This is a genomic window from Paenibacillus sp. RS8 (assembly GCF_041956825.1).
Lineage (GTDB): Bacteria > Bacillota > Bacilli > Paenibacillales > Paenibacillaceae > Paenibacillus_AQ.
Window position 1 is genome coordinate 5,576,130 of the sequence record NZ_CP168131.1, and the last position, 23,728, is coordinate 5,599,857.

Annotated in this window: 24 protein-coding genes; 2 read left to right on the top strand and 22 right to left on the bottom strand. The window is 43.8% G+C overall.

Translation table 11 applies throughout. The features are described 5' to 3' along the window. The 15 genes from ACDZ28_RS26260 to ACDZ28_RS26330 all read right to left on the bottom strand — a co-directional run bounded on the left by ACDZ28_RS26260 (position 1) and on the right by ACDZ28_RS26330 (position 15,633). The gene (locus ACDZ28_RS26260; RefSeq protein ID WP_339286930.1) at positions 1-1,167 is read right to left on the bottom strand and encodes an aminotransferase class I/II-fold pyridoxal phosphate-dependent enzyme; all 1,167 of its coding nucleotides are present in this window, start codon (positions 1,165-1,167) and stop codon (positions 1-3) included. Positions 1,168-1,226: 59 nt separating this feature from the next. Continuing rightward, positions 1,227-2,333 (bottom strand): GNAT family N-acetyltransferase, encoded by a 1,107-nt coding sequence (locus tag ACDZ28_RS26265; protein WP_375103188.1) that lies wholly within the window; start codon positions 2,331-2,333, stop codon positions 1,227-1,229. Positions 2,334-2,411: 78 nt separating this feature from the next. After that, positions 2,412-3,221, bottom strand: a complete 810-nt coding sequence (locus ACDZ28_RS26270; protein ID WP_042128575.1) for an N-acetyltransferase — start codon at positions 3,219-3,221, stop codon at positions 2,412-2,414. Beyond that, on the bottom strand, positions 3,218-3,844 hold the full coding sequence (locus tag ACDZ28_RS26275; protein WP_139328503.1) for a sugar transferase: 627 nt from the start codon (positions 3,842-3,844) through the stop codon (positions 3,218-3,220). The genes ACDZ28_RS26270 and ACDZ28_RS26275 overlap by 4 nt, the downstream gene beginning before the upstream one ends. A 24-nt stretch (positions 3,845-3,868) precedes the next feature. Next, complete coding sequence (locus ACDZ28_RS26280; RefSeq protein ID WP_375103189.1) at positions 3,869-4,987, bottom strand: LCP family protein; 1,119 nt, start codon at positions 4,985-4,987, stop codon at positions 3,869-3,871. Between the two features lie 3 nt (positions 4,988-4,990). Then, complete coding sequence (locus ACDZ28_RS26285; protein WP_042128579.1) at positions 4,991-6,901, bottom strand: nucleoside-diphosphate sugar epimerase/dehydratase; 1,911 nt, start codon at positions 6,899-6,901, stop codon at positions 4,991-4,993. Between the two features lie 62 nt (positions 6,902-6,963). After that, positions 6,964-8,277 carry a glycosyltransferase family 4 protein gene (locus ACDZ28_RS26290; protein WP_331281375.1) on the bottom strand — a complete coding sequence of 438 codons (1,314 nt, stop codon included), beginning with the start codon at positions 8,275-8,277 and terminating at the stop codon, positions 6,964-6,966. Further along, positions 8,210-9,472 carry an O-antigen ligase gene (locus tag ACDZ28_RS26295; protein WP_042128583.1) on the bottom strand — a complete coding sequence of 421 codons (1,263 nt, stop codon included), beginning with the start codon at positions 9,470-9,472 and terminating at the stop codon, positions 8,210-8,212. The genes ACDZ28_RS26290 and ACDZ28_RS26295 overlap by 68 nt, the downstream gene beginning before the upstream one ends. A gap of 35 nt (positions 9,473-9,507) precedes the next feature. Beyond that, on the bottom strand, positions 9,508-10,776 hold the full coding sequence (locus ACDZ28_RS26300) for an oligosaccharide flippase family protein (protein WP_076118908.1): 1,269 nt from the start codon (positions 10,774-10,776) through the stop codon (positions 9,508-9,510). After that, entirely contained in the window at positions 10,749-11,456 is a 708-nt protein-coding gene (locus ACDZ28_RS26305; protein WP_042128587.1) for a CpsD/CapB family tyrosine-protein kinase, read from the bottom strand. The genes ACDZ28_RS26300 and ACDZ28_RS26305 overlap by 28 nt, the downstream gene beginning before the upstream one ends. Next, a complete protein-coding gene (locus tag ACDZ28_RS26310) occupies positions 11,404-12,162 on the bottom strand; it encodes a YveK family protein (RefSeq protein WP_042128589.1) in 759 nt (252 codons plus the stop codon). The genes ACDZ28_RS26305 and ACDZ28_RS26310 overlap by 53 nt, the downstream gene beginning before the upstream one ends. Positions 12,163-12,422: 260 nt before the next feature. Next, on the bottom strand, positions 12,423-13,394 hold the full coding sequence (locus tag ACDZ28_RS26315; protein ID WP_375103190.1) for a permease prefix domain 1-containing protein: 972 nt from the start codon (positions 13,392-13,394) through the stop codon (positions 12,423-12,425). A gap of 6 nt (positions 13,395-13,400) precedes the next feature. Beyond that, positions 13,401-13,727 (bottom strand): PadR family transcriptional regulator, encoded by a 327-nt coding sequence (locus ACDZ28_RS26320; protein ID WP_375103191.1) that lies wholly within the window; start codon positions 13,725-13,727, stop codon positions 13,401-13,403. A 252-nt stretch (positions 13,728-13,979) separates the two neighbouring features. Then, positions 13,980-14,699: an SDR family NAD(P)-dependent oxidoreductase gene (locus ACDZ28_RS26325; protein WP_339286945.1), complete on the bottom strand. Its 720-nt coding sequence runs from the start codon at positions 14,697-14,699 to the stop codon at positions 13,980-13,982. Between the two features lie 148 nt (positions 14,700-14,847). After that, positions 14,848-15,633, bottom strand: coding sequence for an SDR family NAD(P)-dependent oxidoreductase (locus ACDZ28_RS26330; protein ID WP_375103192.1), 786 nt, complete (start codon positions 15,631-15,633; stop codon positions 14,848-14,850). A 197-nt stretch (positions 15,634-15,830) separates the two neighbouring features. Between ACDZ28_RS26330 and ACDZ28_RS26335 the strand changes: the two genes are divergently transcribed. Beyond that, on the top strand, positions 15,831-16,481 hold the full coding sequence (locus tag ACDZ28_RS26335; RefSeq protein ID WP_375103193.1) for a TetR/AcrR family transcriptional regulator: 651 nt from the start codon (positions 15,831-15,833) through the stop codon (positions 16,479-16,481). A gap of 64 nt (positions 16,482-16,545) precedes the next feature. On the opposite strand, the gene ACDZ28_RS26340 is transcribed toward ACDZ28_RS26335, so the two are convergent. The 5 genes from ACDZ28_RS26340 to ACDZ28_RS26360 all read right to left on the bottom strand — a co-directional run bounded on the left by ACDZ28_RS26340 (position 16,546) and on the right by ACDZ28_RS26360 (position 20,258). Then, positions 16,546-17,361 (bottom strand): ABC transporter permease, encoded by an 816-nt coding sequence (locus ACDZ28_RS26340; RefSeq protein WP_375103194.1) that lies wholly within the window; start codon positions 17,359-17,361, stop codon positions 16,546-16,548. Then, positions 17,358-18,389 carry an ATP-binding cassette domain-containing protein gene (locus ACDZ28_RS26345; protein ID WP_375103195.1) on the bottom strand — a complete coding sequence of 344 codons (1,032 nt, stop codon included), beginning with the start codon at positions 18,387-18,389 and terminating at the stop codon, positions 17,358-17,360. Before ACDZ28_RS26345 ends, ACDZ28_RS26340 begins: the two co-directional genes overlap by 4 nt. Positions 18,390-18,550: 161 nt before the next feature. Continuing rightward, entirely contained in the window at positions 18,551-18,883 is a 333-nt protein-coding gene (locus tag ACDZ28_RS26350) for a helix-turn-helix transcriptional regulator (RefSeq protein WP_076118921.1), read from the bottom strand. A gap of 1 nt (position 18,884) precedes the next feature. Continuing rightward, the gene (locus tag ACDZ28_RS26355) at positions 18,885-19,307 is read right to left on the bottom strand and encodes an SRPBCC domain-containing protein (RefSeq protein WP_339286949.1); all 423 of its coding nucleotides are present in this window, start codon (positions 19,305-19,307) and stop codon (positions 18,885-18,887) included. Positions 19,308-19,442: 135 nt separating this feature from the next. Further along, complete coding sequence (locus ACDZ28_RS26360) at positions 19,443-20,258, bottom strand: MerR family transcriptional regulator (RefSeq protein ID WP_375103196.1); 816 nt, start codon at positions 20,256-20,258, stop codon at positions 19,443-19,445. A 114-nt stretch (positions 20,259-20,372) separates the two neighbouring features. Between ACDZ28_RS26360 and ACDZ28_RS26365 the strand changes: the two genes are divergently transcribed. Further along, the gene (locus tag ACDZ28_RS26365) at positions 20,373-21,881 is read left to right on the top strand and encodes an MFS transporter (protein WP_375103197.1); all 1,509 of its coding nucleotides are present in this window, start codon (positions 20,373-20,375) and stop codon (positions 21,879-21,881) included. Between the two features lie 99 nt (positions 21,882-21,980). Here the strand turns inward: ACDZ28_RS26365 and ACDZ28_RS26370 are convergent, their stop codons facing one another. Both ACDZ28_RS26370 and ACDZ28_RS26375 read right to left on the bottom strand, forming a co-directional pair. Further along, positions 21,981-22,601, bottom strand: coding sequence for a glycerol-3-phosphate acyltransferase (locus ACDZ28_RS26370; protein ID WP_375103198.1), 621 nt, complete (start codon positions 22,599-22,601; stop codon positions 21,981-21,983). Next, positions 22,601-23,692: a glycosyltransferase gene (locus tag ACDZ28_RS26375; RefSeq protein ID WP_375103199.1), complete on the bottom strand. Its 1,092-nt coding sequence runs from the start codon at positions 23,690-23,692 to the stop codon at positions 22,601-22,603. Before ACDZ28_RS26375 ends, ACDZ28_RS26370 begins: the two co-directional genes overlap by 1 nt. Positions 23,693-23,728 lie beyond the last annotated feature (36 nt).

The window sequence follows — 23,728 nt, forward strand, 5'->3', positions numbered from 1 at the left end:
TCAGCGGTTCTGAATGCATGACTCTATTGCATCCATTATACGAACCAGATCATCATCCGATAAGGAGCTTCCAGAGGGTAGACATACACCTTTTGTGAACAATTGATCAGATACACTATGTCCCTCCATGTATGGATAATAGAAGGCATTCTCGAACAGCGGCTGCAAATGCAGTGGTTTCCATACCGGTCTAGCTTCTATATTGTTAAATTCCAGGCACTTTAAGAGTTGATTAGAGGAGAAGCCCGCGATCTCTTCATCAATCGTTAGCGCACTTAACCAGCGTGTACTGCGACAATTAGGCGCTTCCGGCATAAAATGAAGACCTGGAACGGATCCCAATCGTTCTGAATACACTCGAGAAATATGTCTACGCCGCTCAACTCTTTCCTCTAGTAGCTCCAACTGACCGCGGCCTATTGCTGCCAACAGATTGCTGAGACGGTAGTTGTAACCCATTTCGGAATGCTGATAATGTGGTGCAGTGTCACGCGCTTGCGTAGACCAGAAACGAGCCTGTTCCAACGCTTCGGTATCATCCGATACAAGCATACCTCCACCTGAGGTTGTAATGATTTTATTACCGTTAAAAGAATAAATTCCGAAGCGGCCCCAAGTACCGCTAGCCTTTCCATGATAAAAGGCACCTAGAGATTCAGCCGCATCTTCTATCAATGTAATACCATAACGATTCGCGATTTCTACAATCGGCTCCATGTCTGCGCTCTGCCCGTACAAATTGACAACAACGGCTGCTTTCGGCAGTAGCCCTCTGTCATTCAAATCCTGGCAGGCCCGTTGAAAGGCTAGTGGACACATATTCCATGTCTCCGGCTCTGAGTCTACGAATACAGGTGTAGCCCCCAAATATAGAATAGGATTGGCACTAGCTACGAACGTGAGCGTCGAACAAATCACGTAATCTCCTTGAGAAACGCCGGCAAGACGCAGTGCAAGATGAATTGCCGCTGTTCCAGAGCTTAATGCAAGTGCACCCTTTGAACCTGTATAGTCGGCCATCTCCCGTTCGAAAGCATCGACTTGTGGTCCTATGGGAGCGATCCAGCCAGAGTGAATGGCATCCTCCAAATAAGCCTGTTCACGTCCACTCACATGGGGTGGAGATAACAAGATTCGTGGTAGAATGCTTGGTTGACGAATACTCATGCCTTGCTCCTTTCTCCATTTGGATGCTTTAATCCAAATGGATTACATATCTTATTGACTTACTTCAGAGCATGGTCCATGATATTTTGATTCAAAAAAGAGGGATGCCGGTAGAGTGGAAAGTAATTCCCCGCCCCCCCGGTGTCATAGAGCGACATTATTCGTTCATACACCTCGGGGAAAAATATTCGCTTACCTAGGTAATAGTCCAGTGGTTCTAGTTGAGTCGCAAATTTTTGTTTGAACTGAAATAGTTCGTCGTTACCTGTATATCCTCCACCGAGATGGAATTTTTCGTATCCATTCTCCATCCCCCACACCGCTGCTGAGTGGATGAGAAGTTTGGTGGGTGACCACTGCAGATAAGCTCGATCCCAACCACATAAGTGATAATGCATCCAGGGCCGATCAAGGAGCACAATACTTGCGGCTACCGCCTTGTCCCCATCCATCGCCTCGAACAGCGCTACCCGTCCCTCTGGCAAAAGGCTTGTATCTTCTATAAATTTTTGAGGAAAATAATAAAAGGGATCCGCTTGTAAATCATCTAACGTGCCGTAATATAATTCGGTGAAAGGCTCAATCCGATCCTTAAGCTCCGACTTTCGAATGGTAAATGGCGCTGACTTTAGTTTACGAATATTTCTTTTATGATTGCCGCCATAGTTCTGAATTAGTGCTGACTCTGAGCCAACGGTCAAATCTATATATGCTGTATTCCGATTCAACTCCGCAATAAGCCCGTTTTGGGCTTCGGTAGCATTGCCTATGAAAGGATGAAATCTTACGAACTCGGTCATAATTCTTTTCTCTCTGCAATAATCTGTGAACGTTTCACTGAATTGTCGATAGAGATCTGATCGTTCCGCTCCTATAGGCACATTCGATATCGGTCCCCCGTATCCATAAGGTGTGCTGATGTCGTACCATTCCCCTTCAAGTCCCAGTTGGATGAGTGCTGGAAGATGACTAATGGAACGTAGTAAATAAGGATAAATGATGAGCTTCTCACCCTGCTTAAAAACAAACAACTCTGCCTGTTGAAAATCATCCTCGAACATTCGAAAAAACTCTGCTGAGAAATAGATATCCTTCTTATCCATCTGAATCAAATAAGCATCCCATTCTTCAGAAAGCGAGCTGTTAAGTATAATGAAATTACTCATACGTCACCTCCTAAAAGTTAAGTTAGCGTATCCTTCCTTGAGGTACTTCGAAAAAACTTACTTCGGAAGCGTTCGCTGCTAATCCAATATTTTGATCATACGTATGCTTTCAGTGCTTAAGCTTAGCGCAGGATCTCTCTCACGTAGGAATGCATCGGATGAGAGCAATAACAACTTTCTCTCACGATCTAGGTCGAGTAACACATCGGTTAGTGATTCCCCGCCGTCCCACTCTCCACTTTGCAGTTGGATGCGAAAATACCGCTCGCCGAGCCGCCCCACAACTGAAGTCTTCTGTTTCGTTCTAATCCTAAAAGAAGAGAATCCGTATTTTAGATGATGCGCCTCTGCCATCGGGTAATCATCAATGATGTACGCCACTTCCTCATCATCTATATGTGATCCAGCAGCAATAAAATCTGCACTACCCACGAATGAACGATCCAAATCCCTCACATACCAATAAGTACGTCCTTCTTCAACAAAACCCAGACGAAGATACCAAGCATGAGCCTGTTCATTCCATGAGAACACATCCAGCACCAACTTCTTAATGTCATCCCTTTTTGCTAATTTCTCTCCGTATGCCATGAGCATGCCGCCAATACCATCCTTACGATAAGGCGCATCCACATTTAAATTATTCAGAACCAACATTTGTTCCATTCTTCGCCATTCAGCGAATCCAATGAGCGCTTCTCCAATATAAGCTCCAATCAATAATGTGGCTGAATGTCCTCCACACTTACAAGCTGCTTGTAGATATGCCGGATAACCAGCACAAGCAAATATCGTTTGATTGTAAACATGCTCCGGTAAGTTGCTCTTTAAGAGCCGGCATGCATGATGTATATCGTCTTCATGCAGCGGTCTAAACTGCACATTCATGCCTGGCCCTCCTTTTTATTCAGCCTATACTCATCCAGAGGAAGGCTATGCCGACCTGGATTGGCTACAACATCATCTTGGCGAATCACCTTCAAGACGGTCTTACATAATATCAGCGCATCCAGTCTGAAGCTTAAATTCTCGACATAAGTGACATCATACGAAAGTCGATCTTTCCATGACGAAGTATTGCGTCCTGACACCTGTGCTAATCCCGTAATTCCCGGTCTTACTGAGAAACGCAGCCTCTCCTGTTCGGAGTAGTAAGGGCTGTACCGCATGAGCAAAGGTCTTGGACCAATCAGGCTCATTTCTCCCTTAACAACATTCACCAATTGCGGTAATTCATCCAGACTTAGCTTCCGGATGATTCCGCCAAACTTGATGTATCGTCGGTCATCAGGTAACGGTTGACCCTGCGTGTCATATAGTTCAGCCATGGTCCGGAATTTGTAGATGAAGAAGGGTTTCTCTCCCAGTCCAGGTCGCTGCTGCTTGAATAAGATTGGGCTTCCAAGCTTTATTCGAATCAACACCGCCACCACAGCCATGACTGGACTAAATATACATAACATAACGATCGCTCCCACAAGATCGAAGCCTCGTTTCATATGGCGATACATGTTAGTACTCCTCCCGCCTTTCTCTTAATCCGTAAAAAGACGTTCCTTAAGTGAATTCACCTGTTTTAAATCAGCACTCCAGTAGTACACCTTGGTTCCAACTAGCGGATCAGGACCAAAACTGTTGTTACCTGGTATCTGCTCGTATTGAAAGTCATCGGAAGTTATCCCCTTGAATAACCAAGCTAAGCTGAGCAAATCACTGTCGCTAAAGCTTGTATCGATAATGTCTTTCTTTTCATGGAGTAGTAATCCCGCCAGATCCGGAAGATGCTCAGGACTGAGTAGCTTATTGGCCACAGCTCTAACGATATTGAATTGCTCTTCTTGACGACTAAAGTCACCGTTCGGAGTAGAATACCGCTCCCTTGCAAGATAGAGTGCATGAACGCCATCTAGATGCTGTTCACCTTTTTTGATTGTAATCTCTGGCGTTATGGTCACGTCCTGATCGATCACCATATCAATCCCACCGATCGAATCGATGAAATCACGAACACCTGAGAAGTTCGTCTTGATGTAATGATGAATGGGGATATTCATAAAGTCGCTCACCGCTTGAATAAGCGTCAGTGTTCCTTGCTCATTCCCACCTTTGGATTCCCCAACAATATGAGCGTGGTTAATTTTGGTATATCCGACATTTTGTACATAAACCCTTGTATCACGCGGCACAGAGACGATGTTCACCTTCCGCTGTTCCGGCATCACATGTACAACCATGATGGTATCTGCACGCGAAATCTCCCCGCCCCACGTATCAGTTCCAATGAGTACAACATTGAAGGATGAAGTTTTTTTATCGGATGCAGATGTTGTCGCTGTTGGTTCAGATGATGGAGGTACCGTAATCTCCGTATTTACTGGGCTTTTCGAAGTCTCTTCCGACTGCGTTTTCCCCACAGGAACCACAGAAATTTTAGAGCTAGGTATCGTCAATGGATTAAGGACCGCCTTTTGAAAACGCTGTTCAGGATTTAACACCCCTCTAATCCAAATCCCACCAACGACAATCACAATTAGAAAACCAATCAGGGCGAATCTTCCAATTCGCCTCATGACTATTTGCTTTCTTGTGAAATTCCTGTCGCTCTTGCCACGCAAATGCAATCTCTTTTTCCAACTGCTCATAAACGACTTCATCACTTAGATCCCCGCATGAACTTCGGATTTGATCCGTTCAAGCTCATGAGTAACAACCTGTGGTTCTTCTTGAAAGCCCGAATAGCTCGGAATAAGCTGCTTTAATAATTTCTTAATTTGATAACTGCTCGGCACAAATTCGTACCGTTTGCACAAATTCTCCAGAACTCCAAGAACCAAATTCAATTCAGATCTGGATACACTTTGAGGACGACTGATCATGATGCGATAGTTATTGGTAACCATCAATCCTTCCTCTTCCGTCAGGAGTTCCTCATATAATTTCTCTCCAGGACGAATACCTGTGATCACAATGGGGATATCTTTATCGGGTTCTAAGCCGGACAGACGTATTAAATCTCTTGCTAGATCGTATATCCGAACTGGCTTACCCATATCAAGCACGAACACCTCGCCGCCTTGTGCCAGTACACTCGCTTGAATAACCAATTGCACCGCTTCAGGAATCGTCATGAAATACCGCACCATATCCATGTGGGTGACTGTAACCGGGCCACCACTCTCAATCTGTCTTTTGAATAACGGAATAACACTTCCCCGGCTACCGAGTACATTTCCGAAACGGACAGCGGCAAAAACCGTCTTGCTGGATGAATTCTGATCATTAATAATCATTTCTGCAGCCCGCTTCGTAGCTCCCATGACACTGGTTGGATTAACCGCTTTGTCTGAAGAGATGAGAATGAACCGCTTTGCACCATATTTGGCGCTCGCCTCCGCAACATTCCTTGTTCCGATAACGTTGTTCTTAACCGCCTCGACCGGGTTCATCTCCATAAGTGGAACATGTTTATGCGCTGCGGCGTGATACACGATCGTAGGTCGGAAATTTTGAAATACACTATCGATCCGCGACACATCTTGAATATCCGCTATGATGGGTTGAATCTTCTGATCGGGATATAGCTGACGCAGCTCTTGTTCAATCAGGTAAATGCTGTTCTCACCATGCCCAAGAAGCAGCATTTCCTTCGGACGATATGCAGCTAGCTGCCGGCACAGTTCCGAACCGATGGAGCCTCCAGCACCCGTGATGAGGATACACTCACTCCCTAAATTCTCGCGAATCTCCTCAGTGTTAATCTCAACAGGAGTTCTTCCCAGCAAATCATTTACGGACACTTCACGGATTCGATTAACTGCCATTTTCCCGTCCAAAATTTCTGTCATACTAGGCATTAGCTTAACCTGTGCTTTGGTTGACTTGCAGATTTCGATAATCTCCATTAAGTCGTTTTGTGGTGCTGTCGGAAGGGCAATAATAATGAATGCAATATCCAGCTGATCCACGGCTTCTGGAATGAAATTTCGGTTACCCACAATCGGGAGCCCCATTACTTCCAGCTTTTGTTTGGATATATCATCATCAATGAAGGCGACCGGATTCATAAATTTGAACCTTGAATGCTTGATATCTTTCGTAACGAGGATTCCTGCCTTACCAGCCCCTACGATTAGAAGATTACCTTCGAAGGCCTCCTTCGTACCCGTTGTCTCAAACCCATCATTAAGAAGACGTTTAACCATTCGTAACCCAACAATGCCGAGGAACACATAACCCGCTGCAAAATAAATAGAAATCGGTAGTCGATAGGAAGGAACTACTGCGTGTGCGGATACGTTGACAACAATCACGCCAACAAGTGTTAATACACTCACTTTCAGCAGCTGCAATAACTCTCTCATTCCCGTGTATCGCCAAATATTGTTATACACTTTGAATCCAAATGAGAAGGCCGCATACACCGCAATGTGAATCAATATAGCCCACGGAAGCATCCACACGTACATCTCAGGGATTTGAAAATCAAACCGAAGTAAAAACACAAGCCACACTGAAGCCGCAATAATCCCCGCATCCAACATGACCAAACGGACGATCCGCATTCTCATCACTTCTTTCTCCCTAATTAACTAAAAGTTCATTTACTCGACTTTTATGTGTGAGTGAATGATCAATCTCCCGACAGGCTAGGTTGCATATCAGACGGAACTCTCTTTCTTTCCTCCTTATTCAATGCTTCTATATAGATCGAGTCCATTTCACGGAGCACTGCAGGCAATCCGTAGCGAATGATACTCTCCTTGTTTGTTTCTCCCATCGCTGTGGTTAATGCTGAATCATCTCGTAGTTGAATAAATGCCTTAGCGGTAGCGACAATATCATCAACGGGAACTAACATGCCTGTTGACTCATGTTCGATCAAATCACGAATCCCCCGAATATGTGTACCGATAACAGGTTTTCCTACTGCCATCGCCTCCATAATCGCCCGAGGTAATCCCTCCCGATAGGACACAAGTGCAGCAACATCACAAGCTCTAAGCAGATCGGGAATATCTCTGCGATATCCAAGCATATGCACGCGATCGCTGACACCTAGCCGATTAGCAAGTTCCAATAGTGTCTGCTCAAGCGGCCCCGTACCCGCAAAAGCCAGATGAATATTAGCAGCTCGAGCCCCTAACTGACCCAGCGCTTCAATCAACTGCTTCTGATTCTTGTTGGCGTTTAGCTCAGCAACGCATAGGATGACAAAGGGCGGTTCATCATGCTCGATTTTTGGAAGATCAAATAGTTGGCGCCGCCTATCTGCCTTCTCTGCCTCAACTTCAGGATGATTACGTACGCTGCTGTAAACCTGGAGATCGAGTCCTACACCACTCACATAGATCACTTTTTTCCGTACAGAAAATCTCTGGGCACGTGTATAATCTTCACTATTTATGGTGATCAGCACATCTGTCCAGCGCGCCATTAACCGCTCCAGCGGATAATAAAGCATCCAATTCACTAAAGGGGCTCCCTTGAAAAAATGAAAGCCGTGAGCTGTATACAATGTGCAAGGTATACCTGCTCTATAGGCTGCAATCCGTCCGAGAATCGAAGCAACTGGCGTATGTACATGGACGAACTGAAATCCCTCCTTCTTGAAGCTTTCCGTTAACATCCTTAGAGCCGCCCAGTTCTGCATCTGCAAAGGACTGCGCTGGATGGGCACATCATGGCAGACGATTCCCTTCTCTTCTAACCGTAATCTCGCTTCACCAGGTTGTGCGTAAGCATGCACTTCACATCCCTTTTGCTGCAATAACTCCATATAAGGTAGATGGAAACTCTCAAAATGCCCAAAAATGGAGGCTACAAAAGCGACTCTTACCGGCCCACAGTCTTCAGCAGGTATGCTCCCGAACCTCTTGTTATTGCGCTTGTTCTGCTTGTTGTCGTAGCTTTCGGCCGGTTGACTTTTCGATGCCTTTGGTTCGATACCGCATCACTCCTTTCCACCCCGTATTCGTTAATCGGATGCAAGCCGCGTTCATAGCCATCATGAACCACCAGTACCGCTGGAATAAGGCTTCAATGCCCATCGAAAGTCCAATCATCGCTGCGTGAGATAGCAGTAATGCCATAATGATCGGTCTGTTCACCTTATCTGCCGCGCGATAAGAACGGAGCCCGACGATGAAGAACCAGATCATGAAGCCGCCATACACGATCAAGCCTAGTAAGCCAAATTCCGTCATAAACCAAATCGGAGTATTATGGATAATAATCCGCAATTCATAGTTATAGCTACCAAGTCCAATCCCTAATAATGGACTTTGGGCGATCCAATCTACTGCCTTCCCAATGATGTCAAGCCGTGATTGAATCTGCGAGGGTCTACTAGCCATATTCCCAAGTACATCCAGATAAGCAGTACCTTTATACAACAGCAGTGCTGCAAACGCGACACTAAACCCCATGCCGATCTTTAGAAGTCGAGAAGGATTCGTCAGGAGAAGCGTAAGTAGAACAAGGAACAGACCAATCCATGACGATCGCGAAAAGGTCATCATGATTCCCCCGGCTAAGGTAATCGTCGCTAGCGTGCTCACCCATCCCCTAAGTAGCTTCACTCCGTTCCCACTCGTCATGATATGAATGGCAAAAGCCGTTACTAGTAACCCGCCATATGCATTCGGATCAATTAACATCCCAGAGAGACGACCATCTTGCACCATATACGGAACCTTAACTCCACTAAAGAAGTCGAACAAAGCCAGACTATTGAAGATCAGCACGCTGATCAGAAAAGCACGTAGCATTTTATATAACCGATCCCAGCTATCTACAGCTTGAACAAGCATGATATACGTCAGCAGCAGGAGTATAAACCCAAAATCTTTTTGCAATAGAGCGTATTGCGTAATGAATCCATTGCGCCAAATGGATACAAATGAAGCAAGGACGAAAATAAACAACATTCCCCAATGCCATGAACTAAACTGCCTTCGGTCCAATTTGAGGTGTATACCTGCCGTAAACAAACCAAGCATCAAGAATAGATCAGAGGGTGCGATTCGAAAGGCGCCACCGAAGTCAATTTGGGCCGGAAGGCAGATGATGTAACCCATAACCGCAAACAGAAATAAATTACGCATGGTGTAGGGTTTCCCTACAACGGATACAGATGTCATACAAGCCCCTACTTTCGTATGAGAAATTGCCTCACTTATGCGGCCAATTCCCGTTGTACCTGTTTCCTTGCCTGACGAATTACCAAGTAAAGCACGATCACACTGCCAATCATCTGAACGAATAAGGCCAAACTAGCCCCCATTGCAGCACCTATCACCCCGAAAATGGGTACGAAGATCAGACAAGTAAGCCCATTAGTGATTACTGAACAAAGAAACAACGGAATCTGCGCTTTGTACTTGCCCGTAGCCGTTATGGCATACCACAGGTAAGACGATACAAACACCAACAAGGTAGAAACGAGCAACCAATGAAATAAACCTATCTCTGCAGCCACATCTGGACTGAATAAAAGGGTTAGCACCTGAGACCCAAATATCCACCCGATCAAACAAGCAACCGCACTAATTCCAACCCCCATTGCAATCATTCGACTGAGCAAAGTAACAAACTCCTTATGACGCCCAGCAGCATGCCAACGGGCAAGACGTGGCGTTATCGCTTCACCGAGCGCAGTAACAATAACGTTGCAGGCAACAATCATGTATGAGAGCGTAGCGTATATACCTAAATCATGTTCCCCTTTAAAGTAAGAGATTGCGTATAATGGAATATTGGTATTTAGCGACATTAACGCGAGCACAATGCCTAGGGGTGAACTGATGATCAGCAAGCCCCACAATTGTCTTTTGTTAAAAAGTGGCCTGAGCGATGTGTAGACTCTCGCTTTACGAGCATCGTATGCAATCGTTATTGCTAACCATCCGATGATCATGACTAACAACGCTAGAATGAGACTCTGAGTAGGGATAAATACGAGGGCGAAGGCAAGTATGGAGAATAATCCTTTAGCGGTTCTCGAGAAAGATATTTGATCTAACTTCTCTTGCTTCTGAACGATGCCCAACAAAATATCGCTGACCGACTCAACAATTCTATACAATCCGATGAAAAATATGACTATAGCTGTATTCCAATCAAAACCACCGACGATGCAACAACCCGCTGTAATCGTGAATGCAACAGCGGTTGTCACGAGTCGAAGGCCAAAAAAATCTCCGAAAATATATTTCCCAGAGGCATCAACTATCAAGACCGAGCGCAGGTGCAGATGCGACAACATGAAGATGGGAGCCGTCACAGCAAGACCTAACGAATATTGCCCAACAATTTCGGATGATCCAAACTTATTAAGCAGAATTACAATCACAAACTGAGCACCTGCATAAGTGATATTCCCGAATAAATATCGAAGAGAAGCAAAGGTCATATCCGTTAGACCATTCCAGAAGATGAAGCCCAATCGGCAAAATCTTCACCGCGAATCTTGTAACGCTTGCTACTTTTTCGATAATTCAGAACTGCTCCCAATACATGTGCACCTTGCTGCTCAAGCATCTGTTTGGCAGAGTTCGTATGCTTCAAGAGCACTTTCCCAGATTTAACTACTAACAGTACACCCTCAGTCATCTTTGCCAAGATAAGCGCATCCGAGAAGGGCATTAACACCGAAGAAGAATCGATAACAATCGTATCAAATCGCTCACTAAGCTCTGCAAATAACCTCTTCATTCCTGTTGATCCTAGTAAGTCCGCCGGATTCGGTGAGATTGGACCAGAGGTCAGTACTGAAAGCCCCTCTGAATCCTCAATAGAAAAAATACAATCCTCCAATCGGGTTTGATCCACTAGGATGCTACTTAACCCGACCCAATTGGGTAAATCGAATGCCTTATGCACAGTTGGCGTGCGCAGGTCTCCATCGATCAGCAGCACGGTTCTGCCCGTTTCCGCCATAGCTATGGCCAAGTTCATCGCTACTGTCGACTTCCCTTCATTTGGAAGAGAGCTTGTGACTAATAAAGATCGGATTTCTCCACCTACTCGGGTATAGCGAATATTGGAGCGAATCGTTCGGAATTGATCTCCATTAGATGATTTCGGTTGTTCCAGGCAATACAATTTTGGCGTTTTCTTCTTCATGTCTTGTCGCTCCTTCTACTGAATTGGATTTCGACTTCGCCCGCCGTTTCCGTGGTTTCAATTTCCCCACCGTTCCTAGCAGAGGAAGCTGCAAATCCAACTGAATGTTTTTGGCGCTCCTCACAGGTTTTTCTGCCAATTCCCGTAGAATGGAAAACGCGACCCCAGCAATCAATGCAAGTCCGAAAGCAACGACCATATTAAAGACAGGCTTGGGTGAGATCGCCTCAAAAGGAACTTTGGCTCGGTCGAGAAACACTACATTTTCTACCCCCATAATGGCTTGAATGTTCTCGTTGAAAGCCTCCCCAAAACCGTTTGCGATATCCGTAGCCTGCTGAGCATTAGAATCCGTAACAATTACCGTCGTCACTAATGACTCACTACTAGTTCTTGTCTTAACTTTTTCTAATAGTTTTTCAGGGGTCATATTTAATTGCAGCTTTCTAACGACCTCTTCAGCAATTCTGCTGCTTCGGATAATTTCCCCGTAAGTGGTTACTAGTTTTTGCCCAGCCATAATGTCATTGATTGCCTTCTGCTGCCTGTCCCCTTGAATAAGAATAGAAGCTGTCGCCTCATATTTCGGCTTCAAAACATAGTAGCTAACGAAGCTAGCGAGACCGACCGCAACAATACATAACACAATGATGAACAGCAGCTTACGTTTTACTAGCTTCAAAATGCTGCCCAGTTCAAATTCCATCGCTCATTTCTCCTAACCGTTAATGTATTTTCGTCTTCTTCAACAAGAGTATTGTTGTATATTCATATTCTCGTCCGCCCAATATATGTCCAATATAAGCTGAAAATTTATTAGTCTACTGTTTTAATAGATCCACGAAAGCGCTCTATTAAACTTCAACACAAATAGGCAGCCTACCAGTTAGTTCATACTGGTAAACTGCCTATTTTATTCCTTGCGTTACTCTCCTATTTATTTAAATTATGATTGTTGAGAACCTCTTAGGAGACATTTTTACGTTTCGTAATATGATAGATATTGCTGAACATGCCAGAGAGAATACCGGCAATCGGGAATACGGCCCAGTTGACATCCCAGCGCTGATAGACAAATCCTGTGAACAAGAAGATCACTGTCGCCAAAGGCCACAATATCGCCCCCACAGCTCCTATAAATCGGTCCTCTTCCTTCTTTTGTACAGTAATTATCGGCTCCTCCAGCAGCTTCGTATATGCACCTTGGATATTACCGTAATAGATGAACAGAAACACCGCCACTGCCGCGATCGGTAAAAAGGCAACAACTCCATATGGAGTATAGTCATCGTTAACAAATGAAGTTGCGAAGATAAAAGCCGGTGATAACACGCACAGGCAAACGCCTGTAATCAGTGAAAGGCGATAGGTCGGAGCATAAAGGGCTTGGCTGCGCTGAAGTGCCGCTTTGAGCGCATAAGGTAATTGGAAGCCCTGCTCCAGACGTTTGAATCGCTCAAGCTTCATTCCGCTATAGATGAACATTCCCACCGCAACAGCAACCAGCATGAACATTCCTACAAGCCCTAACATCGAGCCTTTATCAGCCACAATAGCATTTTTATGTTCAAACAGTGTATCAAGACCAATCAAAAACGCCACTCCACATGCACATAGAAAAACGCCGATACCAGTCCACATCCCTGCACTACGTCTGGCAGCCACATAAGCGTAAGCCTCTCCTTCTGTTAGCACAGGAACATTCACAACCTGCTCCGATTCGACAGGCTGGATACCGAGCTCAGCGGTCAACTCTTCAATATTACCGAATTCCGAAATAACGACACCGATCGCTTCATTTTCCGACTTGCCATCATGTTTCAACTCCTGATACTTCTCCTCCATACCATACAGCAGTTCTCGCTTCAAACGCTCCAGTTCCGGAGTTTTTGGAAGGTTAGCGAACATATTATCCAGATATACTACAATCGTCTCCATGCTCTATCACCACTCTCTGATAAATTGGTTAACAACTTCCTGAGTAATCTTCCACTCCTCACATTTCTCCTTATAATAGGCGAGACCTAGCGAAGTAATCCGATAATACGTACGCCGCTTACCGAGACTCTCATCCTGGAAAAAGGATTCAATGTAACCGTTCTTCTCTAACCTGGTAAAAGCGGAATACAAGGTTGTCTCCTTCATAATGTACTTCTCCTGCGTCAACTGCCTGATGTTTTTAGAAATTTCATACCCATAGGATTCTCCATCCAGCAGCATGAAGAGGATCAGCGTATCATTGTAACCGCGTATAACATCACTACTGATCAATAATGGTAGACCTCCTCGATTACTTCATCTGTCGTAGTAGTTGCAGTATAACATAATTACTACGACAGATGAAGTAGTTTAGGGAAAAATAGGCAAAAAAAACCTAACTGGTTCTATGCTATAAATGAGCATGCTTTTTATGACCCTAATAGAAATCCTATACAGCCTTATACCACAGCAAAAAGCCGCTATCATAGAGTAATCCATAGATAGCGGCTTTTGTAAAATTATGAACAGGGCAACTAAGATTTATTATGCATTCAAATCAGACATTGCAGGAATTTGAATTTCTTTGACACAGGAAGCGCTAGAGAGGTTAACGACACATTTCACAATGGAGACAATGTCCTGAACAGGAATTCTTGTGCCGCTATATTCTGCAATTGCTTTTTCCACGCCATCTTCATAAGGAATTTCTGCTGCCAACTCACCCGGATTCACACAAGTAACAGCAATGCCATCCTTGCGAACATGCTCTCGTAATGCATGAGTAATGCCACGCAGACCGAACTTGGAAGCTACAAAGGATACCTGGGCGTTATTGGTATGATCCAGACCTGCTGTGGAGCCAATTAGAATAATTTTCCCTGCCTCCGATTGGCGAAGATTAGGCAGTACAGCCTGTATGCAGGTAATTGTTGAGGTTATATTCACATTTATAATGTTGGCAATGTCACTTGCCTCATCTTTGTCAAACGTATAGTGAGACTCAAACCCTTCTTTTTCCCAAATGCCTACGTTATAAACTAGAACATCCAGTTTCTCCGTTTGAATGCCCTTTGATAAGACTTGTGCGGCATCTGGCTGTGATAAATCTACTGCAATCCAGATTCGTTTTATGCCATCATTAAGATCGAGACTGCCTGGCCTGCTTCTGGAAACGATCCAAACTTGATCGCCAGACTCAGGTAACCCTTTCACAAATGCATCTCCCAAACCTTTACTTGCCCCCAAAATCAGATAGTTTCTCATACTGTCTCCCTTTCCCATGTTTATCATTTTATTTTCATATCATATTACCATCGATGAACATGAAGATGTAGGGTTTTATGTGAAGCTGTCTCATTTGGGTTAAGCGACAAAACCTGCGTTTACTTCATCGAAGCAAAATGCTGAGCTATTAATGTCGCGTACGGAGCATACGTCCTACAAAATAAAGCATTTGTTTACGTGTGAAAAGCCGTGACATTTGAGCTGAAATATAGTTTGTAAATCCTGGAACAGCAAATATTTTTCTAGCTTGAAGCGACCGAAGAGCGACTTGAACCACATTTTCTGGAGTATCTCGTTTCCCTACTGAAGCTTCATCGGCTCCCACAACATTAAAAAATTCTGTTTCCGTAGACCCTGGACATAACGCAAGAAATTGTACTCCCCGTTTCCGATTTTCCTCCCATAGTGCTTGTGTAAATGATAATACAAAAGCTTTTGTCGCTCCATATACAGCCATATTAGGGAGAGGTTGAAATGCTGCTGTTGATGCAACGTTTATAATCACTCCGCTTTTTCTTCTTAACATCTCTGGCAAAAATAAATGGGTCAGATCTACTACCGCCAAAATATTTAGCATCACTTCTTCATGTTGTCTTGGCCCAGACAGTTGTTCAAAAAGCCCATACGTAGCAAAACCTGCATTATTAATAAGAATATCAACGTTCAGACCACGTTCCATACATTGTTGATAGAGCCTGCTAGGAGAACCTTCTAGCGATAAATCAGCAACTAAAACCTCCGCTTGAATATGAAATTCTCTTCGTAATTTTTCCGCTAAAGCGATCAATTTATCTTCGGAACGGGCGACTAATATCAAATGACTTCCTTTGGCTGCAAGTTCTCGAGCAAACGCTTCACCTATTCCTGAAGAAGCACCTGTAATTAATGTCCATTTATTTTGAATAAGTATCATGGCTATCATCTCCCCCTTTAATGACCACTTAGAAACAGTGTTTCAATATGAATCATTGTATCCATGTGAGGTTGCGTTGTCAAATAAAGTTCTACATTTAATTATTGGCTATTTCTCTTCTACATCAGTAAAATAAGGTTTAGAATTAACGGCTATTTGAAAAAAGCTAAAGTAAAGTTCTAAGGAAGTGAAACTACATGCAAAAATCCAAAATATCTTCTATAGATACTCAATCCGTTACAACCTACCCAAAAGCAAAACTACAGCATGCAGAAATATTAAGACTGAATATTATCGAAGCCGCTGCGGCCATTATGCATGAATCCGGACCTGAAGGTGTAACCATCCGCAAGGTTGCTGAAAAAATGGAATGTCCCACAAAAATCATTTATAACTTATTTGGAAACAAGGAAGGTTTAGCGAAGGAGCTTTTTCTGCAAGGCTGTAAATTGTTGGCTGCTGCCTTTCAAGCGGTCCCAAAACAAGACAATCTAAATTTATATCTTCGCGATCTTGGACAAGCTTATTGGGATTTCTCACGGAATCATACCAGCTATTATATGGTTATGTTCGGAGGGGCCTTTAGCGAATTCAAACCGGAGGAGGATAGTTTACATGCTATCTTTACGGCACTACAACAAGTGATAGCCCTTATTACAGAAGCCATCGAACAAGGGTTTATTAACGAGAAAGACCCCCTCCTTGTTGTGAACCTGGTGTGGGCGTCATTGCATGGCGTCATTCATCTGCATTTTGGGGGACATATTCAAAATGAAGAAACTGCTAAAACATTGTATGATAGATCAGTATCCAATTTAATTCATACGTTCTTTAGAAGCGATAATTAATAAAAGAGGATTTTTGCGGAGAATACAAAAAAACGGCATTTCTGCCGTTTTTTTTCGTTTCAAATTATGTCCGACGCATATAAGCACGTACCGTAATAGGTGCAAATATTGCGACGATGACAGCTGCTCCAATCAAAGAGATACTGAAATCCCAACCTACGGTTCCAAAGTTAGTAAGTTGTCGTACGGCAGAAACGAGATGTGAGATTGGATTGACTTTAACAAACCATTGTAACCAGTTAGGCAGCGTATCGACAGGCACGAAGGCATTAGATAGAAACGTAAGTGGGAACAACACAATCATTGATATCCCCTGCACACTAGAAGCAGTCCGTGCAATCACACCGAAGAAAGCAAAAATCCAGCTAATCGACCAAGCACAAACAATAACAAGAAGCGCAGCGAATGCGACATGTTCCAGACCGCCATCAGGACGGTAACCCATAATGTAGCCCATGGTAAATGTAAGCACAGTAGCAATCGTGTATCTAATCGTGTCCGCCAACAAAGCTCCCGCTAACGGGGCTATTCGAGCTATTGGCAGTGATTTGAATCGGTCGAACACGCCTTTATCCATGTCCTCACGTAATTGGACGCCAGTAACGATGGAGGTAGTGATTACAGTCTGCACAAGTATACCGGGGATAATAACAGGCAAATAACTTACCACGTCACCAGATATAGCCCCTCCAAAGATATAGGTAAACATCAGCGTGAAAATAATTGGCTGAAGTGTAACGTCGAACAATTGCTCAGGAGTACGTCGAATTTTCAGTATCCCACGATAAGCCATCGTTAACGAGTTGCGTACAGATTGCCGAAAGCTCGTATGGTTTTTCAATGGGCGGTTAACACCCGAATTTATTGTAGTGGTTCTCATACTCTTGCTGCCTCCTTAACATTTGACTCTTGGGACGCTGTTGGCGCTTCATCCGTAGCACCATGACCTGTAATCGTTAGGAATACTTCATCAAGCGTCGGTTTCTGCACACTCATCTCAGCCAAGTGAATACCTTCCTCACGAAGTGCAATAAGTAGGTCTGTAACTAAATCAGCGTCCGCCATCGGTGCCGTTATTTTCCCAGTTTCGTACGATACCACGGACTGAATTTTAAGCACATGTTCCACACGCTGACGGGCTAGTTCAATATCTTTTAGATGTTGAACCTTCAGGTGAAGTGATGTGGTACCCACAGACGCTTTCAAATCATCCGCTGTCCCCTCTGCAACGACTTGCCCACGATCGATAACTGCGATCCGATCAGCCAGTTGATCTGCTTCTTCAAGGTACTGTGTAGTCAGAAGAACCGTTGATCCCGTATTCACCAATCGACGAATAGTATCCCACATCTGTGAACGAGTGCGAGGATCAAGCCCTGTAGTTGGTTCATCTAGGAAAATTAAAGGTGGTTGTGCAATAAGGCTAGCTGCCAAATCCAGACGGCGACGCATACCGCCAGAGAAATTTCGAAGAGGCCGTTTAGCCGCCTCAGTCAGACCAAACTCTTCCAGTAATTCTGTTGCTTTTTTCCGCGACTCTACGCGTCCAAACCCTAATAGCCGAGAGAAGATAATAAGATTCTCTGTAGCACTTAATGACTCATCGACGGAGGCATATTGTCCTGTCACACCAATTAATTGCCTAACAATCTGCGACTCCTTCACCACATCATGCCCGAAGATTCGCCCAGTACCTGCATCGGGACGAAGTAAGGTTGCCAGCATCCGAATGACGGTAGTCTTTCCTGCCCCATTCGGACCGAGTACGCCATAGATCGTACCAGCTTTCACGTTCAAATTCACGCCATCCACCGCGCGATTGTCTCCAAATGTTTTGACCAGTCCCCGCGCCTCGACGGCCCACTCGTTATGGTCTGGTGTTAGAATCTTGTTCTGTACTTGCACCATAGTAATTCCCCCAACGTTTCAGATTATATGGTGATAGTAAACCCCATTTATAAACTGAATTTAAACGATGCTTTAAACGGAGTTAAACTTATCCATTTATTTAGTTTCTAGAAGAACAAACAAAAAAAGCCGGGCAGCGCGATCCACGCTTCCCGGCTTTATCACTTTTCGTCTGAGTCTGCTTCAACATATTCTTTAAGCGCAATCAATTTATTAGCCCAGTATTGTTCAAAAAAGGTAAGCCAATCTTGAAGCTCCAGTAGAGGCTCTGGCTGAAGCTTGTAGCGAGTCTCCCGGCCGACTTTCTGACTGCTAACAAGCTGCGCATCGGACAATACTTGTAAATGCTTGTTAACTGCGGTTCGGCTGATCGGGTAGCAGTCCGAGATAGATGCTATGGACATTTCCTTATTAGCAAGCAGCTTTAGCAGACTGCGACGGGTAGGATCTGCTATCGCTTGAAAGACATCATGTCCAGATTCAGCGACTGGCATCTTAAGCCTCGATATAAGCAGGAAGTTTTTCTTGGACGATTTTCTCCCAGCCGCCGTTCATAAAGCCACGAACGATAGGATGAGGTTGACCAAATTCAGTTACCTTTTCAGGGTCCCATCCAGAGTGGATCACGGTGAACTCCGTTTTCCCATCCATTTCTTTCAATTCAAAGGCAAGATGCCAATCCTTCCCCCAATTGAAACCGACACGGTTCGGCTCATCAATCTCTGTAACTTTACAAGGGGAATCCCCGAATTGTCCAGCATGTAGAATGAACTCATGGCCTACCACTGGCTCGAATGTACTTGGCATCCACCAGGCAGCTATTCCTTCAGCAGTGGAAATGGCTTTCCATACTTTTTCAATGGGCGCATTGAGTGTAATTGTTTGGCGAATGTCTTGTAGTGGTCCTTGAGTGTGCATAAATGGCCTCCAAAATTCATTTTAATGTAACACCTTTCGGTTTCATTTTTATTATAACACCATTTGGTGTTATGTCAATTTACAGATTTTGTTAGATGGTTGGTAGTACAATACAGCTTCCATTGTATGGTTCTTTTATATTTGGATCGCAATTTGAATAACATACTTATCTGGATCCCCTACAGCTAAATAACTAAGCAATTCATACTCATAAGCATTTCCGGTTATGTGTAAATCATTTTCAGCAATATATGACATTAGCTTCTCATATGACGCAGGTAAGCTTTCATAAGATCCCTTGTGATTCATGATCAAATATTTACCCTTTGGCTTGATATAAAGTAATTCACCGTTATGCTTTTCATTGATTTTATTACAATAATAATCCGGGTCATAGTCGCCTTCTTCCAAACTGCTTTTACAAATAATCGAACCTATCGGAAAGTCATATTCAAGATGATGTTCATCGCAATAATCGAAGATTCGATATACTTTTCGTACATGATCCTTCTCACCCTTCTCCTTCGAGAGTCTAACCGCAATAAAATACTCTTCATCACATTCCTCGACCCAGGGTTCTCCACAATTAACGTAGAGCGCACGATTCGTATTATCTATAGCTCCTTGTAAAAGCCTTTGCATGCGCTCTAACTTTTTTTGTTCTTCAACCAACTGCAGCTGTTTTTGCTTAAGCATGGATAAAAAATGCACTGTGTTTTGATCTTGTATATATTCTTTGATCTCATTCAACGGCGTTCCTGTCCCTTTCAATACGGCAATAATATCAAAGGTATAAAACTGCTTATAGGAATAATAACGATATCCGTTTTCCTTCACGATCTCCGGTTTTAATATACCAATGTCATCATAATGGAATAACGTATGCTTCGTTACCCCACATACCTTTGCGAACTCGCTCGTCGTAAAGTATTGATCATAATCAATAGACATTCAAATCACTCCTCTTGACTATCGGGTTACCCTATACCTCAAAGTACAATAACGGAACACCATTACCTTGTCAAGGTAACGTTATTAGCTACTATCATCTTAGGAGGATTACCCATGTTTTCATCAAATCTATCTAAAATTCAACGCTGGATCGTGCTGGCGATTGTGTCCAGCGCACTCTTTATGATCGTTATCGACATGACCGTACTTTATTCGGTTCTACCCCGACTTACGCATGATCTTGCTGCTTCGGCATCGGAAAAACTATGGATCGTAAATATTTATCCACTCGTAATGGCAGGATTATTACTCGGTCTTGGCACACTAGGCGATCGTCTTGGGCATAAAAAACTCTTCGTTATGGGACTTACTATCTTTGGGTTGGCTTCATTAATCGCTGCCTACGCACCGACACCTCTCGTGCTTATTGCTGCGCGTACCCTACTAGCTATTGGTGCAGCCATGATGATGCCCGCAACACTCTCCATTATTCGAACTACTTTTTCGGATGAGCGTGAGCGTTCACTAGCCGTAGGAATTTGGGCATCTGTCTCCTCTGTAGGAGCAGGAATGGGTCCACTCGTTGGTGGTTTTTTACTGGAACATTTCTGGTGGGGATCGGTGTTCCTTATCAATATTCCTATAGTTATTCTTGCACTGTTCTTGGCCATCTTACTAATCCCAAATCTTAAAGGGAATAAGAATAAGAAATGGGATTTCATTGGTTCTGTTCAAATTATGATTGGTCTGGTTGCCCTTGTTTATGCAGTTAAGGAGATCAGCAGACGTGAAGGTTCAATTGCAGTCGCTGTGTTATCTGCCGTGATTGGTGTCGTAGCTATGATCATATTTATGCGCCATCAACGTAAGAGCCAGAATCCATTAATAGATTTTGCACTATTCAGAGACTCCCACTTTTCTACAGGAGTGGCTACAGCGCTATTGTCTTGTTTTGCACTTATTGGAATGGAATTGATCGTGACTCAACGGCTCCAGCTTGTTCTTGGATATACACCGTTGGAAGCGGGCTTGTACGTTGTATTCACTTCGATAGCGTCCTTCATCTCAGGGATACTCATCGGACTAGTGTTGCATCGTGTGGATAAAGTAAAAGTACAGTGGGTCTGTCTGTTAGTGTCAGGTATAGGAATGGGCACCCTTCTACTCTTCCATGACGGGAATATCTTCTTACAGTTCGCAGCTTTAATGATTCTGGGCGCAGGTCTTGGGGGAGCGATGACTGCAGCCTCAAATTCAATCATGCTAAATGTTCCTGTTGAACAAGCCGGCATGGCCGCATCTATAGAGGAAGTATCGTTCGAACTCGGCAGCGCCCTAAGTATTACGCTTCTAGGCAGTCTTTCATCATTCATCTATACAGCATCATTAGTTGTCCCAGATGGATTAACAGTCCCGCCGATCGTTCGCGACAGCCTTGACGAGGCTCTTCTAGCTGCAAAAAATATGCCTACTGATGCTGGATCCGCGCTCGTTGAAACCGCACAATCAGCTTTTGATCAGTCGTTTATTGTTGTCCTTGCCACTGCCACAATCCTTCTTTTAGCTTCTGCGTTTATCATCCGTGCGGTGTCAAAACGCAAATCCTCAATCCTAGAACAATAATGTTAGTAAGACGAAGCTACTTGCTTCACCGAAAGAGGGTGTCTCAATAGCCATAAAAATGGCTGTTGGGACACCCTTGTTTATTTTCAATAAATCATATTATGTTCTTTTTCGTTCCCTTGTTGAATATTTCCGTAGCCACGTACTCCATTCAAATCTGTGCGTATAGACAAGGATCACAAAGCTCCCAAGCCACACCCACAAAATAGGAGCAGAACACTTACTGATATACAGATATACGGAAAGCAGCAGCATTCCGCTTACCACTTGTAAACCATCCGTTACAGGAGTTTTGACTCTGCGATTGAACCAACTACCGATCACTTTCAGCACTGCTAAAATAACAGCTAGCGCTAAAGAAGCTTTGAATCCTGTCAACGCACTCCATACCCCAAAGGTCACGGCGATCGCCTTCCCACCTTTTCCTTTAAGAAAGGGAGAAAAGGCATGACCTGCAATGGGAGCTAAAGCTAACGGAACAATGAGATAACTTTCACTATAATGACTTTCCATTACCCATAAAAGAGGCAAATATCCTTTTAGAAAATCCAAAATAATACCTAAAATGCCGAATTTATAACCGGACGACTTCCATAGATTCAAAGCCCCCGGATTACCGTCGCCTATGAATTTTAGATTCTTTTTACGCGCCAGCCCAAGCCAGTAGGAAAACATAAGAGATCCCGACAAAAATAAACCCGCGATCCACAATATGATCATTAGTCCCTATGGCCTCCCACCTGGATATGCCTTCCTTTCCAGCTTACATGCCTTAGAAAAACGACCTGATAAATCGAATAAAGCATGATCAAGATAAAGAAAAGAGTAGCCACCACGTGAAATACAGGGATAACGATGCCGAATACCCCTACATATTTAATAAAATAAAAGAGTTGAAACATATAAAGAAGATAACCTATCAATAAAGGCATAAACCATGAAGTATTCGCAAAGACAAATACGGTTTCTGAAACAATAAGTCCAACCACCCAAAGTGCAATTGGAACAATCGTCAGTGGACTTAACGTTGAGGTGCTTAAGACAGCCCCTTTACTGAAGCCTTCAATTTCACTTTTGATTCCCTTCGGATACATGCGAAACGATACTAAGCCATACCCGATATAATTGGTGATCGGAACACCTGCCGCAATAAATTTTTCTCCTAAAGACAAATCATCCAGCACTTCAGATCTAATGCTTTGATGGCCATTAACTTTTTCATAATCCTGCCTTAATGCTAGAATACACGAGCCGTACAGCCCTTTTTTGGCGTTATTCCTTTCAAAAACTGAGGTGAACGTGAAGATCCCCAGCATATTCATGATTAGGGCGAGCCTCTCAAACAGCTTTTCTGTATGATGAAAAGGAACTACCGAAATGACGCCTTTCGATAGCTCCCTTGCTTTTAATAATGAAGCCAAGGCGTTAGGCTTTAATCGGATATCCGCATCCAAAAAAGCAAAAATATCGCCCGAGGCCTGTAAATATCCATTCCATACTGCCCAGCTCTTACCCGTCCACCCCTCAGGGAGACTGCTGTTCACAATAACCTTAACCCCATAGCTTTCGGCAATTTCTTTGGTCCGATCCTCTGAGAAGTCATCCACCACAATAATTTCATAGGGTGTAAGGGTCTGAGACTGAAGTGAATCGAGCAGATAACGCAAATTATATTCTTCATTCCTTGCAGGAATGATAATGGACAATTTCTCCGGTCCTTGATTAGGCTCGTGATAAGTGCTCAAGGTATTTCTTCTGAACAAAATAAAACCGGAGAGACATCCAACGCCTATAACCATTAACAACCACATTACGGTTCCCCCCCTTCTACATCTATATATATGAGG

What these genes read in the sequence shown, in the direction of transcription:
- ACDZ28_RS26310 (WP_042128589.1), bottom strand. Translation starts at nt 12,162, where the DNA reads ATGGAATTTGAACTGGGCAGCATTTTGAAGCTAGTAAAACGTAAGCTG.
- ACDZ28_RS26265 (WP_375103188.1), bottom strand. Translation starts at nt 2,333, where the DNA reads ATGAGTAATTTCATTATACTTAACAGCTCGCTTTCTGAAGAATGGGAT.
- ACDZ28_RS26340 (WP_375103194.1), bottom strand. Translation starts at nt 17,361, where the DNA reads ATGAGAACCACTACAATAAATTCGGGTGTTAACCGCCCATTGAAAAAC.
- ACDZ28_RS26360 (WP_375103196.1), bottom strand. Translation starts at nt 20,258, where the DNA reads ATGTCTATTGATTATGATCAATACTTTACGACGAGCGAGTTCGCAAAG.
- ACDZ28_RS26275 (WP_139328503.1), bottom strand. Translation starts at nt 3,844, where the DNA reads ATGTATCGCCATATGAAACGAGGCTTCGATCTTGTGGGAGCGATCGTT.
- ACDZ28_RS26285 (WP_042128579.1), bottom strand. Translation starts at nt 6,901, where the DNA reads ATGAGAATGCGGATCGTCCGTTTGGTCATGTTGGATGCGGGGATTATT.
- ACDZ28_RS26305 (WP_042128587.1), bottom strand. Translation starts at nt 11,456, where the DNA reads ATGAAGAAGAAAACGCCAAAATTGTATTGCCTGGAACAACCGAAATCA.
- ACDZ28_RS26325 (WP_339286945.1), bottom strand. Translation starts at nt 14,699, where the DNA reads ATGAGAAACTATCTGATTTTGGGGGCAAGTAAAGGTTTGGGAGATGCA.
- ACDZ28_RS26280 (WP_375103189.1), bottom strand. Translation starts at nt 4,987, where the DNA reads ATGAAGTCGTTTATGAGCAGTTGGAAAAAGAGATTGCATTTGCGTGGC.
- ACDZ28_RS26365 (WP_375103197.1), top strand. Translation starts at nt 20,373, where the DNA reads ATGTTTTCATCAAATCTATCTAAAATTCAACGCTGGATCGTGCTGGCG.
- ACDZ28_RS26370 (WP_375103198.1), bottom strand. Translation starts at nt 22,601, where the DNA reads ATGATCATATTGTGGATCGCGGGTTTATTTTTGTCGGGATCTCTTATG.
- ACDZ28_RS26355 (WP_339286949.1), bottom strand. Translation starts at nt 19,307, where the DNA reads ATGCACACTCAAGGACCACTACAAGACATTCGCCAAACAATTACACTC.
- ACDZ28_RS26260 (WP_339286930.1), bottom strand. Translation starts at nt 1,167, where the DNA reads ATGAGTATTCGTCAACCAAGCATTCTACCACGAATCTTGTTATCTCCA.
- ACDZ28_RS26315 (WP_375103190.1), bottom strand. Translation starts at nt 13,394, where the DNA reads ATGGAGACGATTGTAGTATATCTGGATAATATGTTCGCTAACCTTCCA.
- ACDZ28_RS26330 (WP_375103192.1), bottom strand. Translation starts at nt 15,633, where the DNA reads ATGATACTTATTCAAAATAAATGGACATTAATTACAGGTGCTTCTTCA.
- ACDZ28_RS26295 (WP_042128583.1), bottom strand. Translation starts at nt 9,472, where the DNA reads ATGACATCTGTATCCGTTGTAGGGAAACCCTACACCATGCGTAATTTA.
- ACDZ28_RS26335 (WP_375103193.1), top strand. Translation starts at nt 15,831, where the DNA reads ATGCAAAAATCCAAAATATCTTCTATAGATACTCAATCCGTTACAACC.
- ACDZ28_RS26345 (WP_375103195.1), bottom strand. Translation starts at nt 18,389, where the DNA reads ATGGTGCAAGTACAGAACAAGATTCTAACACCAGACCATAACGAGTGG.
- ACDZ28_RS26270 (WP_042128575.1), bottom strand. Translation starts at nt 3,221, where the DNA reads ATGAATGTGCAGTTTAGACCGCTGCATGAAGACGATATACATCATGCA.
- ACDZ28_RS26350 (WP_076118921.1), bottom strand. Translation starts at nt 18,883, where the DNA reads ATGCCAGTCGCTGAATCTGGACATGATGTCTTTCAAGCGATAGCAGAT.
- ACDZ28_RS26375 (WP_375103199.1), bottom strand. Translation starts at nt 23,692, where the DNA reads ATGTGGTTGTTAATGGTTATAGGCGTTGGATGTCTCTCCGGTTTTATT.